The organism is Kurthia sp. 11kri321, assembly GCF_001534765.1.
Lineage (GTDB): Bacteria > Bacillota > Bacilli > Bacillales_A > Planococcaceae > Kurthia > Kurthia gibsonii.
The window spans coordinates 2,203,308-2,219,503 of sequence record NZ_CP013217.1 but is presented as its reverse complement, the minus strand read 5'-3'; the positions used below and the strand labels follow the sequence as shown (position 1 = coordinate 2,219,503).

Sequence of the window (16,196 nt, the reverse complement as noted above, 5' to 3'; positions counted from 1 at the left end):
AAACGAGAAATCAAATGATTTCTCGTTTTTTGGTTCTATTTTTGAAAATCAAGTAGTGGGTTTTGGGTACAACCTTCTTACTAAAGTAGCTAGCCAACGCAACTCTTTTTCAGACATAAGATTTGTAGCAAGTGCATTTAAAATAACAAGCTGTGGATTATCTTTAATCATTTCTTTTTCGATTGCAAGAATAGTCTGTCCATAAAAATGATCCGCACTATATAATTTTTTACAACGCTTAATCTCATTTGAAATAATTTGTTGAACTGCTTGAGGTTCTGGTGCACATGAAAACTGTGAGGCGAAAACAGACGCGTCTAATGTTGGTTCGAACTGTTGTTCAACAAGTGCATCCATATACTGCATAATCATATGCGAAATTTTTTTGAATTCTAAGTCGTTTTTATGATGAATAATAAAATCAATATAACTTTGCACAATACCTTTAAAGCATAATTGTAAGTCATATTTATTTTTTTCAATTTTTGCACCATACGTATTTTCGAGTAAGAAAAGGGTAATATCATTAAGACTACGATTGAAAATTTGAATACGTTCAAGCAATTCTGTTTTTAAGCTTTTACTACTCTCTGTGATAAGCATCTCAAGTAAAGGAAAACGTTCATTAAAAACGCGTAAAGTAGAATCACAAAACTTTTCTAATTTTTGTCTCGGTGGACGTGGGTCATTCATTAAGAGTTCAAAAGAAACTGTTAGTTCTTTAATAAATTGATCGATAATTTCAATCAACAAGTCATCTTTAGAACGAAAAGATAAATAAAACGCACCTTTTGAAATTCCACAAGCATCTGTAATGTCTTGAATGGAAGTATTGGCGATTGAATTTTTTGAGAAGAGTTCGATAGCTTTTTCAATAATTATTTCTTTTTTAGTCAATGTAAATCGCCTCCTTTTATTTGACATGTGACCAAATAGTCACTTAATATTAACATTAATGACTGTTTAGTCAAAACTTGCTAAAAGAATGTCCATCAGTCAGTATTATAAGTAAAGATTAAAGAAAAAGTCAAAAGGCGGTGCAAGTGTGAAAAAGTTTATTCAATTTGTTCTGAAAAACAAATTAGCAGTTTGGCTCATGACCTTAATATTAGCTACTGCTGGTGTATATTCAGGGTTAAAAATGAAGATGGAGACAATCCCAGATATTTCTGTACCAATTATTACAATGAATACAGCATATCTAGGAGCGAGTCCACAACAAGTCGAAGAAAAAGTATCCACCCCGTTTGAAAAAGCAGTTCAAAATTTAAAAAATGTTGAAAATGTTTATTCAAATTCATATGAAAATGCCTCAAGTATTCAAATCGAGTTTAAATATGGCACAGATATGAAAGAAGCACGTGCAGATATTAAAGAAGCAATTGAAAAAGTAAAATTACCTGACGCTGCGACAACACCTGTTATCGATCGCGTAAGTATCAATGCTTTCCCTGTTTTAGCACTTAGTGTAAGTGACAAAGACCAAACAATTGATCAATTAACAAAAACAGTCGAAGATTACTTTGTTCCAAAGGTTGAAGGTGTAGATGGTGTTTCTTCTGTATCTGTATCGGGTCAACAAGTTAAGAAAGTACTCGTTACATACAACAACGATAAGCTAAAAGAATATGGCTTAACAGAAGATTCTATTAAACAATTCGTTCAAGATATGGATGTCGAATCGCCACTAGGTATTTTCCAATTTAAAGATTCGGAACAAGTTATATTAGTAGATGGTAAATTAACATCATTAAAACAGTTAGAAAATTTAGAGATTCCTGTTCAAAACCAGGCATCAGCACAGCAACAAGCTGCATTAGCAGCAAATCCAGCTGCAGCAGCTGCGACACAACAGCAACAAACAAAGTCAGTTGTTAAATTGAAAGAGTTAGCAAAAATTCAATTAAAAGGTGAAGTGGAATCCATTTCACGTACAAATGGTAAAGATGCAATCGCTGTTCAAGTTGTGAAATCACAAGAAGCAAATACAGTGGATGTGGTTAATGACGTAAAGAAAACAGCAGATCAGTTTGAAAAAGATAATAAAGGTATGGCAATTGATGTCACACTTGATCAAGGAAAACCGATTGAAGATTCAGTAAGTACGATGTTAGATAAAGCATTATTCGGTGCTATTTTTGCTGTTATTATCATCATGTTATTCTTACGTGATATTCGTTCTACAATCATTTCAATCATTTCGATTCCAATGTCATTATTAATTGCAGTCATTGTCTTACGATACTTAGATATCTCACTGAATGTTATGACACTTGGTGCGATGACAGTTGCGATTGGACGTGTAATTGATGACTCCATTGTCGTCGTCGAAAATATTTATCGCCGAATTCATTTAGAAAATGAAAAGTTACGCGGACGTGCTTTAATTAGTTCAGCAACACTTGAAATGTTCCGACCAATTCTATCTTCTACAGTCGTAACAATTGCCGTATTCTTACCTGTAGGATTAGTTGGAGGACTTGTAGGTGAGCTATTCTTACCATTCGGTATTACAATGGCTGTCGCATTAATTGCTTCACTTGTCATTGCGATTACAATTGTTCCAGCACTTGCCCATACACTCTTTAAAAAGAAGATTTATGGAGACAAGATTGTTAAAAAAGAACATCATGGTAAAGTAGCGACAGGCTATAAAAAGCTATTAAATTGGGTGTTAAACCATAAGCTTGTAACATTTGGTGGCTCAATTGTTGTGCTTGTAGCTAGTCTATTCTTAGCACCTGTCGTAGGGTTCAGTTTCTTACCAGATGACGAACAAAAACTAGTGTATTTAACGTACACACCAAAAGCTGGTCAAACACGTGATCAAGTAGTTGAAAACGTAGATGAAATCGAGCAAATCGTTTCAAAAAATAAAGAAGTTGAAACCATCCAGACATCAATCGGTGGGCAAAATCCTTTAAACCCTGGTTCATCAAATAGTGCTTTAATGTTTATTATTTATGACCCAGATACAAAAGACTTCGCAACGAAGAGCGAAAAGCTTGTAAAAGACGTGCGCGCAATTAAACAACCAGGTGAATGGAAACAACAAAACTTCGCTGGTGGTGCTTCAAATAATGAATTATCATATTCAGTCTATGGTAATACAATCGAAGATATCCGCCCTGTTGTAGCAAAAGTCGAAAAAATCTTACAAGATAATAAAAATGTAAAAGATGCAAAATCTTCATTACAAGAAGCATTCGATGAGAAAAACTTAGTTGTAAAAGAAGATGAGTTGAATAAATATGGTTTAACAACGAACCAAGTAGCTTTAATGATTAATCCAAACATCCCAGCAACAGTTTTAACAACGGTTATGGATGAAGGCAAAGAGATCAACGTAGAAGTGTATTCTTCTGTAAAAGAACCAGATACATTTGATCGTGTATTAGAGCAAAAAATTAAAACACCTACAGGACAAGAAGTGAAACTGAAAAATCTTGTTACTGTAAAAGAAGATCGTGCACAGACACAAATTAGCCGTAGTGAAGGTAAGTACTACGCAACAGTTACAGCAACTGTAACAAGTAAAGACGTTACAAAAGCTTCATCTGTAGCACAAGAAAAAATTGATAAATTAGATCTTCCAAATAACGTAGAAATTAAAACAGGCGGTGTAACAGAAGATATTCGTGATTCATTCACGAAATTAGCGCTTGCTATTATTGCAGCAATTGCGATTGTTTACTTCACTTTAGTTGTTACATTTGGAGAAGGTCTTGCACCATTCTCAATTTTATTCTCACTACCATTCACCGTTATTGGTGCACTTGTTGCACTATGGATTGGTGGCGAAACAATTTCTGTATCTTCTCTCATTGGGGTACTGATGCTCGTCGGTATTGTTGTCACGAATGCGATTGTATTGGTTGACCGAATCATTCATATGGAACATGATGGGTTACCAATGCGTGAAGCAATTTTAGAAGCAGGTGCAACACGTTTACGCCCAATTCTAATGACAGCCATCGCAACAATTGGTGCACTAATTCCACTTGCTATTGGCGCTGAAGGTGGCGGTCTAATTTCGAAAGGTTTAGGAATTACCGTAATTGGTGGTTTAATTAGTTCAACTGCTCTAACGCTCGTTGTCGTACCACTTGTTTATGAATTCTTATCAAAAGTATTGAAAAAAGATCGTGCACATGAAGATCGCGAATCTTAATTAATAGGAAGGACATGCTCGTACTATATGAGTATGTCCTTTTCATATGGAAAAAATTGTTTTCTTTAAATAGACAGAATTATCTAAAAAGCGTTACAATGTAAAAAACAACAAGGGGGAAACGGGGATGCGAAAACTAGTGAAGCTATTAAACATAACACTTCAAATTGCTTTTCTTTATGTATTGTCCTTACTTGGTGGCATCATTGTCGAATTTTTACATGTACCACTTCCGGGCAGTATCATAGGTTTAATTATTTTATTACTATTACTTCATATGAAGATTGTAAAGAAAGAATATGTAGCAGACGGAGCTGGCTTTTTACTGCCGATTTTAACGCTACTCTTTATTCCAGCTACTGTAGGTGTCGTGAATTATCCGGAATTATTATCATGGTTAGGCGTATCACTTTTAATTATTACAATTATTAGTACGATTTTTTCTTTAGGGGTAACTGCAAAATTCGCACAAAAGCTAGAGCAAACAGAACGACAGAAAGAGGAGGTAGAAGTCTATGCTCCAAACGATTAGTTACATGCTTTTAACAATTGTCATTTTCTTCTTTATGACGTGGCTATACAAGAGAACAGGAATCTCTTTTTTATTTCCAATCCTAACATCAACAATCGTTCTCTTACTTATTTTAATCTTTGCTAAAATTCCATATGATACATATATGCAAGGTGGACGTGTGATTAATTTCTTCTTAGGACCAGCTGTTGTAGGTATGGCTTACCCTTTATATACGCAGTGGGATGTTATTATGCGTTTTAAAAAGACCATTCTATCCAGTGTCGTCGTCGCGATGTTTGCGGGTATGGTCAGTGTCGTCGTTTTAGGATTACTCTTTCAGTTAGATGAGCAAATGTTACGTTCATTTTTACCAAAGTCGATTACATCACCGGTTGCCATCCAAATTAGTGACGCGATTGGCGGAATTCCTCAGATGACCGTACTATTCGTTATTATCGCAGGTATTACAGGTGCAATTGGAGGGCCAGGAATTTATCGATTATTAAAAATTGATACACCTGTTAGCAAGGGTGTAGCGATGGGAAGTGCCGCGCATGGCATTGGTGTGAGTAAGTTAACTGAATACGGTGAGCTAACTCTGTCTATCGGTTCAGTAGCGATGACATTGAGTGCGATTTTAGGGTCATTCCTTTGCCCAGTTGTCATTTATTTATTTTTCTAGAATGTTTGCAACGATATCAATCATTCATTAGAATAAGAGCAGCAACTAATAAAGGCAGGTTATAAAAATGGATTATTCATACCCGTTCTCACCCGATTGGTCAACAACTGAAATTGTCGATGTCATTGCATTTTTTCAAATGATTGAAAAAGCTTATGAAACAGGCGTGAAGCGAGAAGATGTACTAACAACGTATCGTCGCTTTAATGAGATTGTTCCAGCGAAATCAGAAGAAAAGACATACTTTAAAGAGTTTGAAGAAGTAAGTGGTTATGCAAGCTTCCCTGTTATTCGTGATGCGAAGAAAGCAGCGAATGGTGAGGTCATTAAAGCAAGTAAAAATGAACGAAGAAAAAAATAAACAGAAGCTGGGACATAAGTGCAAAAAATACATCCCACATGAGCATAAGAAAAACTGGAATCGCGCTGTGGCGCGGTTCCAGTTTTTCGTTTAGAACCCTAAAAAAGGAGATAACATGTTTTGTCCTAGTCTTGTTTATTTTGGTGCACTAACCATTGCACGATAAATGGGAAGTAATGTTTCAAATGTTTGTTCAATTAATGCTAACAATTCTTTTTCAGACAATTGAATCGCGTCATCACGCAATACTTTGACGCCGATTAATACTTCACCTTTTTTCACATCACGAAAGCGCATTAAAATTTTTTCAGCTGATTCAACTGAAATTTCATCTGTTTTCGGTGACATATGATCACCAGAAATATAGAAAGAAGCAGGTAATGCAGTAATTAAATCTTCATGCTCTAATAAATGATTAGCAATCGCAACCTTATTCGGTGCTTCATAAATAACTGCTAAGTTAATAAATAAATGTGATTCGAATAAGCCGATTTGAAAATGTGGCATCGCTTTATAGCCGCGTTTATAAGGAGCAAAAGCAACCCAACTATCATTTGGCGGGTTTGTTTTTCGACGTGCATGTTTAGCAACATGTGGGAAGAATTCTTCACCTAATTGTGTTGTAAAATAATTCGAGAAAATCGCACCAAGTTCTTCAAATTTAGGACGGATTTGTTCTTTTAAAGCGTCCATACGTGGTTCTAATCCATCAATTGTAAAAACATCAAAATCTTGATTGGCCCATGTTAAGTTGGTCATAATTTACATCCTCCAAATAGTGATTATTAGGTTTATTCATTTCGATATAAGGGAAAAAATCTTTTAACATAGATGAAATGATAAGCTAATCATAACATAGCAAAGTTCATTCATCTAAATACCTTTTAGAGGAGTTGATTGGAATGAAACAGGTTGTCCATATCCTTCAAAAAGTTGAATTTGAGAAGCAATACATTAAAGGATTGCAGCTAGAATTAGACTACGAATTAGCGACATTATATGATGCTTTAAATACAAATGACGAGCAACAAATTGAAGCTAGTAAACGCAGACTAAAAGAAATCCATATGGAACTGGAGGCATTCCATGTATTCTCATAAGGATTTAAAAAAACTTTGAAGAAACACTTGCTAATCCATACGAGTAGCAAGTGTTTTTTTGTGATATTTGTTATACTAGTACAAATAAGTAGATAATGGGGAATGGGGGAATAAAATGTGGATGTAATTTCAATACATGAATACACGATGGAGATGATACAAGAAGCAGCTACGCGTATTCGTCAATCTTTTACAGAGAAGATGGAAATTGAAACGAAAGCGAACGCTAATGATCTTGTAACGAATATAGATAAAGAAACAGAACAATTTATTGTAGAAAAAATTCAAGCATACGACGCGTCACATCGAATTTTTGGTGAAGAAGGTATGAGTGAAGAACAGTTTGCTGATTTAAAAGGTGTCGTATGGATTGTAGATCCAATAGATGGGACGATGAATTTTATTCGCCAGCAACGCAACTTTACAATTTCAATTGCGATTTATGAAGATGGCATAGGAAAGTTAGGCTACATTTATGATGTAGTGCGTGATGAACTATATTATGCAATTGCTGGGCAGGGTGCTTATGTAAATGAAAAACGCATTCAACCACTTGAACCAATTGAATTAGATAAAGCAATTATCGGAATTAATGCTTCGTGGGTAGCGAAAAATAATCGTTTAAATACCGAAAAAATTGCAAAATTGATTCATACAGTTCGCGGTACACGCTCATATGGTTCTGCGACAATTGAAATGATGTATGTCGCAACAGGTCGCTTAGAGTCGTATATGTCGATGCGCCTATCTCCATGGGACATTGCAGCTGGAGCTGTTATTGCACACGAAGTTGGAGCGAAATGTACAACGCTAAAAGGAGAACCGATGAATTTATTAGCGCAAGATACATTTATTATTGCCAATCCTTCGATTCATGAACAATTAATTAGCGAATACATTGAATTAATCTAAGATTAGGAGAGGAATTTACACAATTGTGAATTCTTCTTTTTTCTTTTTGAGACAAATTCTTCGATTATTTGCAAATAAAAATATTGTGTTTCAAAGACAATCAGTGATACTATGAATTTTGTGCAAGAGATGATGAATAAAGTGAAAAAAGTGTTTTTAGTGGATTTTACGATAAAAAAATTACCCATTCCGAAGAATGAGCAATCTTTTTATCGAAGGATTAGAGAAGTCCTCGCTCGCGGAATTTACGCTTCATTGTGAACGCGTATCCAAAAACGGCGATGACTAATACAATTCCACCTAAAATCCCTAAAACATTACCAACTGCAATTGCATAGCCAATTGAGCACATTGCTAAAATGCCAGCTAAAGCCATGATTGCCATAACAACTTTTGCTATATTCATAATCAATCGAAACCTCCATTAGTGGTTTTACATCCTCTATTGTCATGCGAAACGTATTTTTTCGCAAGGGTTTTTACTTGCCAATTTTTGAAAAAGAACATCGAGTACGAAAAAAATATCTTTTTGAAGAAAATTGTGCTATAATAACACAGTTATGGACTCGAAATAAGAAAAGTGGAGTGGAACAATGACGAACTTACGTGAAGATTTAAGAAACATTGCAATTATTGCCCACGTTGACCATGGTAAAACAACATTGGTTGACCAATTATTAAAACAATCAGGTACATTCCGTTCAAACGAACAAGTTGAAGAACGCGCAATGGACTCTAACGATATTGAACGCGAACGTGGTATCACGATTTTAGCGAAAAATACAGCAGTAAATTACGAAGGTACACGCATCAACATTTTAGATACACCTGGACACGCCGATTTTGGTGGAGAAGTAGAACGTATTTTAAAAATGGTTGACGGTGTATTATTAGTTGTCGATGCATACGAAGGTTGTATGCCACAAACTCGTTTCGTACTGAAAAAAGCTTTAGAACAAGGTTTAACACCAATCGTAGTCGTGAACAAAGTCGACAAAGATTCAGCACGTCCTGAAGAAGTTGTAGATGAAGTATTAGACTTATTAATCGAACTTGGTGCAGATGAAGAACAACTTGATTTCCCTGTTGTATATGCTTCAGGTGTAAACGGTACAGCTTCATTAGATCCAGACCCATCAAAACAAGAAGAAAACATGAAATGTTTATTCGAAAAAATTATCGAACATATTCCAGCACCAGCAGATACACGCGATGAGCCATTACAATTCCAAGTAGCATTACTTGACTATAATGACTTCTTAGGTCGTATCGGTATTGGACGTGTATTCCGCGGTAAAATCCACGTAGGCCAATCAGTAGCACTTTCTAAATTAGATGGTACTGTGAAAAACTTCCGTGTAACAAAAATCTTCGGTTTCTTCGGTTTAAAACGTGAAGAAATTCAAGAAGCATACTCAGGCGACTTAATCGCTGTTTCTGGTATGGAAGAAATCAATGTTGGTGAGACAGTTTGTCCACAAGATAACATCGATCCACTACCACCAATGCGTATCGATGAACCAACATTACAAATGACATTCTTAGTAAACAACTCACCATTCGCAGGTCGCGAAGGTAAATGGGTAACTTCTCGTAAAATTGAAGAACGTTTACTTGCACAATTACAAACTGACGTATCATTACGTGTAGATCCAACAGATTCTCCAGATGCATGGACTGTATCTGGTCGTGGTGAGCTTCACTTATCAATCTTAGTTGAAAACATGCGTCGTGAAGGTTATGAATTACAAGTATCAAAACCAAAAGTAATCATCCGCGAAATCGATGGTGTTAAATGTGAGCCAGTAGAGCGTGTTCAAATCGACGTTCCTGAAGAATCTTTAGGTTCAATCATCGAATCATTAAATGAACGTAAAGGTGAAATGGTTGATATGATCAATGATGGTACTGGTCAAATTCGTTTAATTTTCATGGTTCCAGCACGTGGCTTAATCGGTTACACTACTGAATTCATGTCATTAACAAAAGGTTTCGGTATTATCAACCACACATTCGATTCTTACAAACCAGCAGTATCTGGTCGTGTAGGTGGTCGTCGTAACGGTGCTTTAGTTTCTATGGAAACAGGTAAAGCAACTACTTACGGTATGATGCAAATTGAAGACCGTGGTGTTCTATTCTTAGAACCAGGTGTTGAAATTTACGAAGGTATGGTTGTTGGTCAAAACAACCGTGATGCAGACATTACTGTAAACATCACAAAAATGAAAGCTAAAACAAACGTACGTTCAGCAAACAAAGACCAAACAAACGTAATCAAAGCACCTAAAATTTTAACGCTTGAAGAAGCATTAGAATTCTTAGATGAAGATGAGTACTTAGAAGTAACACCTGAGTCAATCCGTTTACGTAAACAAATCTTAAACAAAAACGAACGTGAAAAAGCAGCAAAAAAATCACGTAGCGCTGAACAATAATAGATAAAGTTTAAAAAAGAAGTCACAGGTAAATGTGGCTTCTTTTTTTGTATACAAAAAGGAGAATGGAAAAACCCATTCTCCTTTTACAATAAATAAAAGCGTCGTATTAAAATTCTTCATCTTCTGTTGTATGACCTTTGAAAAAACGAAACTCACCTGTTGCTAAGCGCGCATATGTTTTCATTGCGATTCGCTCATCACATGGTTCACACATATATGTATGAATCGGACGGTTTCGAAGACGTTTAGCTAATGGTGAAAAGTCTGGAATATCATTGACTGTTTCACAAATTACGCATTTTACTTTCATGAGGAGGTCCTCCTAGCTAATTTTAATACCTACAATATTTTTAATTGGATTTTTGTAATTTGAACCATCTGCATGTAATAAATACACAGGACCACCATCAGTTAACATTTTACCTTCAACACTGAATTGGAATAAAAGTGTTTTTGCTTCTTCCATTGAGTACGTATATTCGTTATTCTCACGATCGATAAATGTTACTTGTGTTGCTTCTGGTGCTGGAGATGCGTTGTTGATGAAAGGTTCTAAAACCATACCAAATGTACCAGTCTGCATCTTTTGGCGATCAAATTTCTTTTCTGTTTCTAAAGTTGGTGGGTAAGCAGCACCCTCCATGATTTCACGAGACCAGAATTTTCCTGCATCTTCTAGATACACTTCATCTTGATCGACTGCCACTTTGTCTGACGTAAAGTATGTATCTAAGTCTACTTTACGGTCATCAAAGATCCAGATTGTTGGATCGAGTGTGATGTTAAAGTTAACAGCACCTTTAATTTGAATAATAGAATCCATCATTCATTCCTCCTAGATATAGATGTTTCACTCCTATAGTATAACGTCTTTTAAGACATTTGAGAAAACAAAATGACTTAAGTTAGAAGAATGACGTATAGATACTTGCATTTTTCTATATGAAAAGCTAAAATTTAGAATGATAGAACTCAAGAAATATCAGGTAATGGGGGCGTCCTCATGGATACTACATCTCAAAATTCGTATCAGGAAAAGGCATTGGAACTCCTATTTGCTGATGCTGACAAAATTGCTCAATTAATTAGAGTACAAATGGAAAACTTAACAATGCCACAATGTCCATTGTATGAAGAAGTTTTAGATACACAAATGTTTGGTCTTTCACGTGAAATCGATTTTGCTGTTAAGCTAGGCCTATTAAATCGCGATAAAGGTCGTGAAATTTTAGATTCCCTTGAGAAAGAATTATCAGCATTGCACGATGCATTCACGAAAAAATGATAAAAAAACTCAAACACCTACCGATGTTTGAGTTTTTTTGTAGTTAGGAGTAATAAATTGAAGAAATTTTTAAAAGAGTTCGACTACTTGCTATTTGTTACATATTTTTTACTCTGCGTATTCGGGGTTGTGATGGTATATAGCGCAAGTGCTATGGTATCAGTTAATCGTTATAACGCACCAGCAGACAATTTTTATAAGAAACAACTACTTGCTGTTATCGTTGGTTTTGGCGCTTTCGTTCTTGGAATGTTGATTCCATACAAACGTTATCGTGAAAAATGGATGTTGAAATTAATAGCAGTTGTAAATATCGCTTTATTAACATTGGTATTAGTAGCAGGTTATAGCCCACCAGGGTCAGGTGCACAGTCTTGGTTACGTATTGGAGGATTTAATTTTCAACCGTCTGAATTGTTGAAAATTTCATTGATAATTTATGTCTCAGCGGTACTTGCCAAGAAGTATTCTAATGGTACAATAGATTCGATAAAGGAATCTTTAATACCTATAAGTATAATTATAATTATACCCTTAATCTTTTTGTATAAAGAACCGGATAATGGCGCAATTGCTTTAATTACAGCGATTATGTCAACAATTATCTTAGCTAGTGGCATGTCTTTTAAACGTATATTCAAAAAAACAAATAAGGTATTCTGGATTGGAATTGTACTTTTATTATCAATTGTGTATATATATAGAGATAAGCTACTTAGTAAAATATTAACTGAAAAGATGGCGAATCGTATTCAAGCGACATGGGATCCTTATGCTTTTGTGAAAGAAGAAGGACTGCAAATAATCAATGGTTATTATGCGATTGCGCTTGGAGGAGTTTCAGGTTCAGGGTTGGGTGAGTCTGTTCAAAAGTTAGGGTATATACCCGAACCACACACAGATTTCATTCTAGCAATTATTATTGAAGAGTTGGGGACTCTTGGTTTACTTATAGTAGTTGGGGGATTGGGCTTTATCGTTATGCGAGCATTTGTCACAGCTTTAAGAGCGAAAGATCCAATGATCCGTATGATGGCGGTAGGGATTGGTTCTTGGATTGGCTTCCAAACATTTTTGAATATAGGTGGTTTATCGGGCATTATCCCGTTAACAGGTGTCACACTTCCATTCATTAGTTATGGAGGTACCTCTCTCGTGATCCTTTCTTTCGCACTCGGTATTTTAATGAACATTACGATGTACGTTAAAAGAGACCAAAACAAAAGATAGAAGACTTTATAGGGGGTAGTGTTTTAATGGCAATTCAAAAAATTCTTGTAGCGAATCGTGGCGAAATCGCGATTCGTGTGTTCCGCGCATGTACAGAAATGAAAATTCGTACAGTCGCAATTTATTCTCGAGAGGATAGCGGTTCATATCATCGTTATAAAGCAGATGAAGCTTATCTTGTTGGGGACGGCAAAAAGCCAATTGATGCTTATTTAGATATCGAAGGAATTTTAGACATTGCAAAAGAGTCTGGTGTAGATGCGATTCACCCAGGCTACGGTTTTTTATCTGAAAACTTAGAATTTGCAAAACGTTGTGAAGAAGAAGGTATCATTTTCATTGGCCCAACTTCAAAACATCTTGATATGTTTGGGGACAAAGTAAAAGCACGTGAACAAGCTGTTTTAGCTGATATTCCAGTTATTCCAGGTTCAGGTGGTCCTGTGGATTCAATTAATGATGTTCTTGCTTTTGGTGAAAAGCATGAATATCCGATTATGATTAAAGCGGCACTTGGCGGTGGCGGTCGTGGTATGCGTGTTGTACATAGTGCAGATGAAGCGCAAGAAGCATATGACCGTGCTAAGTCAGAAGCAAAAGCAGCATTCGGTTCTGATGAAGTATATGTTGAGAAGTACGTTGACCGTCCAAAACACATTGAAGTTCAAATTCTAGGTGATAAAAACGGAAATATCGTACATTTATATGAGCGTGATTGTTCAATTCAACGTCGTCATCAAAAAGTAGTTGAAATTGCGCCTTCAAACTCATTATCAGATGAATTACGTCAGGATATTTGTAACGCAGCTGTGAAGTTAATGAAAAATGTCGATTACTTAAATGCAGGAACAGTAGAATTTTTAGTATCGGGCGACAAGTTTTACTTCATCGAAGTAAATCCACGTGTGCAAGTAGAGCATACGATTACGGAGATGGTAACAGGAATTGATATTGTCCATGCGCAAATTTTAATTGCAGATGGTCACGATTTACATGACGATGTATTACAAATTCCAGCGCAAAAAGATATTCCTTTATTTGGTTATGCAATTCAATCACGTATTACAACGGAAGATCCACAAAATAACTTTATGCCAGATACAGGAAAATTAACTGTATATCGTTCAAGTGGCGGTTTTGGTGTTCGTTTAGATGCAGGTAATGGTTTCCAAGGTGCAGTCATCTCACCACATTATGATTCATTACTTGTAAAATTATCAACGTGGGGTAATACATTTAAAGAAGCAGCAGAGAAAATGGATCGTAACTTACAAGAGTTCCGTATTCGTGGTGTAAAAACGAATATTCCATTCCTTGAAAATGTAGTACGTCATGAAAACTTTATCAATGGAGATTTCAATACGAGCTTTATTGATACAACACCAGAATTATTAAACTATAAGTCAGCGCGTGACCGTGGTAATAAGTTATTGAGTTACATTGGCAATGTTACTGTAAACGGTTTCCCAGGGATTGCAGATGGTCAAAAACCAATTCTACCACAACCGCATAAGCCAAAAATTCAACTATTAAATGAGATTCCAACAGGTACAAAGCAAATTCTAGACGAAAAAGGTCCAGAAGGTTTAGTTCAGTGGATTAAAGAACAAAATGATGTGTTATTAACAGATACAACGATGCGTGATGCACACCAATCATTACTTGCAACACGTGTACGTTCAAAAGACTTATATGAGATTGCAGATTATACAGCGCAAATTATGCATAATTTCTTCTCACTAGAAATGTGGGGCGGTGCGACATTTGATGTAGCTTATCGTTTCCTAAAAGAAAATCCATGGGAAAGATTACGTGTATTAAGAGAAAAAATGCCAAACGTATTATTCCAAATGTTACTTCGTGGTGCGAATGCAGTTGGCTATAAAAACTATCCAGATAACGTCATTCGTGAATTCATTAAAGAATCAGCTAAAGAAGGAATCGATGTATTCCGCGTATTCGATAGCTTAAACTGGTTACCAGGTATGCAAACAGCAATCGATGCAGTACGTGATAGCGGTAAAGTGGCAGAAGCAACAATGTGTTATACAGGCGATATCTTAGATGATACACGTACAAAATACACAGTAAATTACTACAAACAATTAGCGAAAGATTTAGAATCAGCAGGTGCACATATCATCGCAATTAAAGATATGGCAGGTTTATTAAAACCAGAAGCAGCATACCAATTGATTACAGAGCTAAAAGAATCAACAGATTTACCAATTCACTTACACACGCATGATACAAGTGGTAACGGTATTTACTTATATGCGAAAGCGATTGAAGCAGGTGTAGATATTATCGATACAGCAATCGGTTCGATGGCAGGCTTAACATCTCAACCAAGTGCGAACTCGTTATATTATGCAATGAAGGGTAGTAAACGCCAAGTACGTGCTGATATTGAAGGAATCGAAAAATTATCGTACTACTGGGAAGATATCCGTAAATACTATAAAGATTTCGAAAGTGGCATGAATAGCCCGCATTCAGAAATTTATGTACACGAAATGCCAGGTGGACAATATTCAAACTTACAACAACAAGCAAAAGGTGTAGGTCTTGGCGATCGTTGGGATGAAGTGAAGAAGATGTACTCAGATGTGAACTTACTATTTGGTGATGTTGTAAAAGTAACACCATCTTCAAAAGTAGTAGGCGACATGGCATTATTCATGGTACAAAATGATTTAACAGATGAAAATGTAATTGAAAAAGGACAAACAATTGACTTCCCAGATTCAGTTATTGAATTCTTCCAAGGATACTTAGGTCAACCAGTAGGTGGATTCCCTGAAGAATTACAAGAGGTTATTTTAAAAGAGCGTGAAGCAATTACAGTACGTCCTGGTGAATTACTAGAAGCAGTCGATTTTGATGCAGTTAAAAAAGAATTAGACGAAAAATATAATCGCGATATGACACATCAAGATGTACTTGCATATGTACTATATCCAAAAGTATTTGAACAATACATGACAACATATGACCAATTTGGCAATGTGTCTGTATTAGATACACCAACATTCTTACATGGTCTACGTCTAGGTGAAGAAATTGAAGTAACAATCGAAAAAGGTAAAACGCTGATTATTAAATTAGTATCGATTGGTGAACCACAACATGATGGAACACGCGTTATTTACTTCGAACTAAACGGACAACCACGTGAAATCGTTGTTCAAGATTTAAATGTTGAAGTTTCTGGTGAGAAAAAACCAAAAGCAGATCCATCAAATCCAAACCAAATCGGCGCAACAATGCCAGGTACAACATTAAAAGTAGTTGTATCACCAGGTAGTCGCGTACGTCGTGGTGAACATTTATTAATCACAGAAGCAATGAAGATGGAAACAACTGTACAAGCACCGCGTGACGGTATTGTAAAAGAAATCTTCGTTAAAGAAGGCGAAGCAATTTCGACAGGTGACTTATTAATCGAATTGGAAGACTAATTGCACCTTAAAACGCTGTTATTGAACAGTAATTTATGT

The 16,196-nt window shown here is 35.8% G+C and carries 15 protein-coding genes; 10 read left to right on the top strand and 5 right to left on the bottom strand.

Going from position 1 to position 16,196, the window contains the following annotated elements:
- Positions 1 to 48: 48 nt before the first annotated feature.
- A complete protein-coding gene (locus tag ASO14_RS11205) occupies positions 49 to 897 on the bottom strand; it encodes a TetR/AcrR family transcriptional regulator (RefSeq protein ID WP_068455188.1) in 849 nt (282 codons plus the stop codon).
- A 148-nt stretch (positions 898 to 1,045) separates the two neighbouring features.
- Here ASO14_RS11205 and ASO14_RS11200 point away from each other — a divergent pair, with 148 nt between their 5' ends.
- The 4 genes from ASO14_RS11200 (at position 1,046) to ASO14_RS11185 (ending at position 5,728) form a co-directional block, all read left to right on the top strand.
- Entirely contained in the window at positions 1,046 to 4,171 is a 3,126-nt protein-coding gene (locus ASO14_RS11200) for an efflux RND transporter permease subunit (RefSeq protein ID WP_068455185.1), read from the top strand.
- A gap of 127 nt (positions 4,172 to 4,298) precedes the next feature.
- On the top strand, positions 4,299 to 4,703 hold the full coding sequence (locus ASO14_RS11195; RefSeq protein WP_231726954.1) for a CidA/LrgA family protein: 405 nt from the start codon (positions 4,299 to 4,301) through the stop codon (positions 4,701 to 4,703).
- Positions 4,687 to 5,367: an LrgB family protein gene (locus ASO14_RS11190; protein ID WP_068455183.1), complete on the top strand. Its 681-nt coding sequence runs from the start codon at positions 4,687 to 4,689 to the stop codon at positions 5,365 to 5,367. Before ASO14_RS11195 ends, ASO14_RS11190 begins: the two co-directional genes overlap by 17 nt.
- A gap of 67 nt (positions 5,368 to 5,434) precedes the next feature.
- Positions 5,435 to 5,728: a UPF0223 family protein gene (locus tag ASO14_RS11185; protein WP_068455181.1), complete on the top strand. Its 294-nt coding sequence runs from the start codon at positions 5,435 to 5,437 to the stop codon at positions 5,726 to 5,728.
- 135 nt (positions 5,729 to 5,863) lie between these two features.
- On the opposite strand, the gene ASO14_RS11180 is transcribed toward ASO14_RS11185, so the two are convergent.
- Positions 5,864 to 6,487, bottom strand: coding sequence for a YktB family protein (locus tag ASO14_RS11180; RefSeq protein WP_068455179.1), 624 nt, complete (start codon positions 6,485 to 6,487; stop codon positions 5,864 to 5,866).
- A 143-nt stretch (positions 6,488 to 6,630) separates the two neighbouring features.
- Between ASO14_RS11180 and ASO14_RS11175 the strand changes: the two genes are divergently transcribed.
- Together ASO14_RS11175 and ASO14_RS11170 are read left to right on the top strand one after the other, a co-directional pair.
- A complete protein-coding gene (locus ASO14_RS11175) occupies positions 6,631 to 6,828 on the top strand; it encodes a hypothetical protein (RefSeq protein ID WP_068455177.1) in 198 nt (65 codons plus the stop codon).
- Between the two features lie 117 nt (positions 6,829 to 6,945).
- Positions 6,946 to 7,740 (top strand): inositol monophosphatase family protein, encoded by a 795-nt coding sequence (locus ASO14_RS11170; protein WP_068455174.1) that lies wholly within the window; start codon positions 6,946 to 6,948, stop codon positions 7,738 to 7,740.
- A gap of 220 nt (positions 7,741 to 7,960) precedes the next feature.
- On the opposite strand, the gene ASO14_RS11165 is transcribed toward ASO14_RS11170, so the two are convergent.
- Entirely contained in the window at positions 7,961 to 8,146 is a 186-nt protein-coding gene (locus ASO14_RS11165) for a DUF5325 family protein (RefSeq protein ID WP_068457524.1), read from the bottom strand.
- A gap of 187 nt (positions 8,147 to 8,333) precedes the next feature.
- On the opposite strand from ASO14_RS11165, the gene typA reads away from it, so the two are divergent.
- A complete protein-coding gene (typA, locus tag ASO14_RS11160; RefSeq protein ID WP_068455171.1) occupies positions 8,334 to 10,178 on the top strand; it encodes a translational GTPase TypA in 1,845 nt (614 codons plus the stop codon).
- Between the two features lie 109 nt (positions 10,179 to 10,287).
- On the opposite strand, the gene ASO14_RS11155 is transcribed toward typA, so the two are convergent.
- The gene (locus ASO14_RS11155) at positions 10,288 to 10,491 is read right to left on the bottom strand and encodes a YlaI family protein (RefSeq protein ID WP_068455165.1); all 204 of its coding nucleotides are present in this window, start codon (positions 10,489 to 10,491) and stop codon (positions 10,288 to 10,290) included.
- Positions 10,492 to 10,503: 12 nt separating this feature from the next.
- The gene (locus ASO14_RS11150) at positions 10,504 to 11,004 is read right to left on the bottom strand and encodes a peptidyl-prolyl cis-trans isomerase (RefSeq protein ID WP_174795783.1); all 501 of its coding nucleotides are present in this window, start codon (positions 11,002 to 11,004) and stop codon (positions 10,504 to 10,506) included.
- 180 nt (positions 11,005 to 11,184) lie between these two features.
- Here ASO14_RS11150 and ASO14_RS11145 point away from each other — a divergent pair, with 180 nt between their 5' ends.
- The 3 genes from ASO14_RS11145 to pyc all read left to right on the top strand — a co-directional run bounded on the left by ASO14_RS11145 (position 11,185) and on the right by pyc (position 16,157).
- Complete coding sequence (locus ASO14_RS11145; RefSeq protein ID WP_068455160.1) at positions 11,185 to 11,466, top strand: Fpa/YlaN family protein; 282 nt, start codon at positions 11,185 to 11,187, stop codon at positions 11,464 to 11,466.
- Positions 11,467 to 11,553: 87 nt separating this feature from the next.
- The gene (locus ASO14_RS11140; RefSeq protein WP_231726953.1) at positions 11,554 to 12,696 is read left to right on the top strand and encodes an FtsW/RodA/SpoVE family cell cycle protein; all 1,143 of its coding nucleotides are present in this window, start codon (positions 11,554 to 11,556) and stop codon (positions 12,694 to 12,696) included.
- 26 nt (positions 12,697 to 12,722) lie between these two features.
- Positions 12,723 to 16,157: a pyruvate carboxylase gene (gene pyc / locus ASO14_RS11135; RefSeq protein ID WP_068455154.1), complete on the top strand. Its 3,435-nt coding sequence runs from the start codon at positions 12,723 to 12,725 to the stop codon at positions 16,155 to 16,157.
- The last annotated feature ends 39 nt before the right edge of the window (positions 16,158 to 16,196 follow it).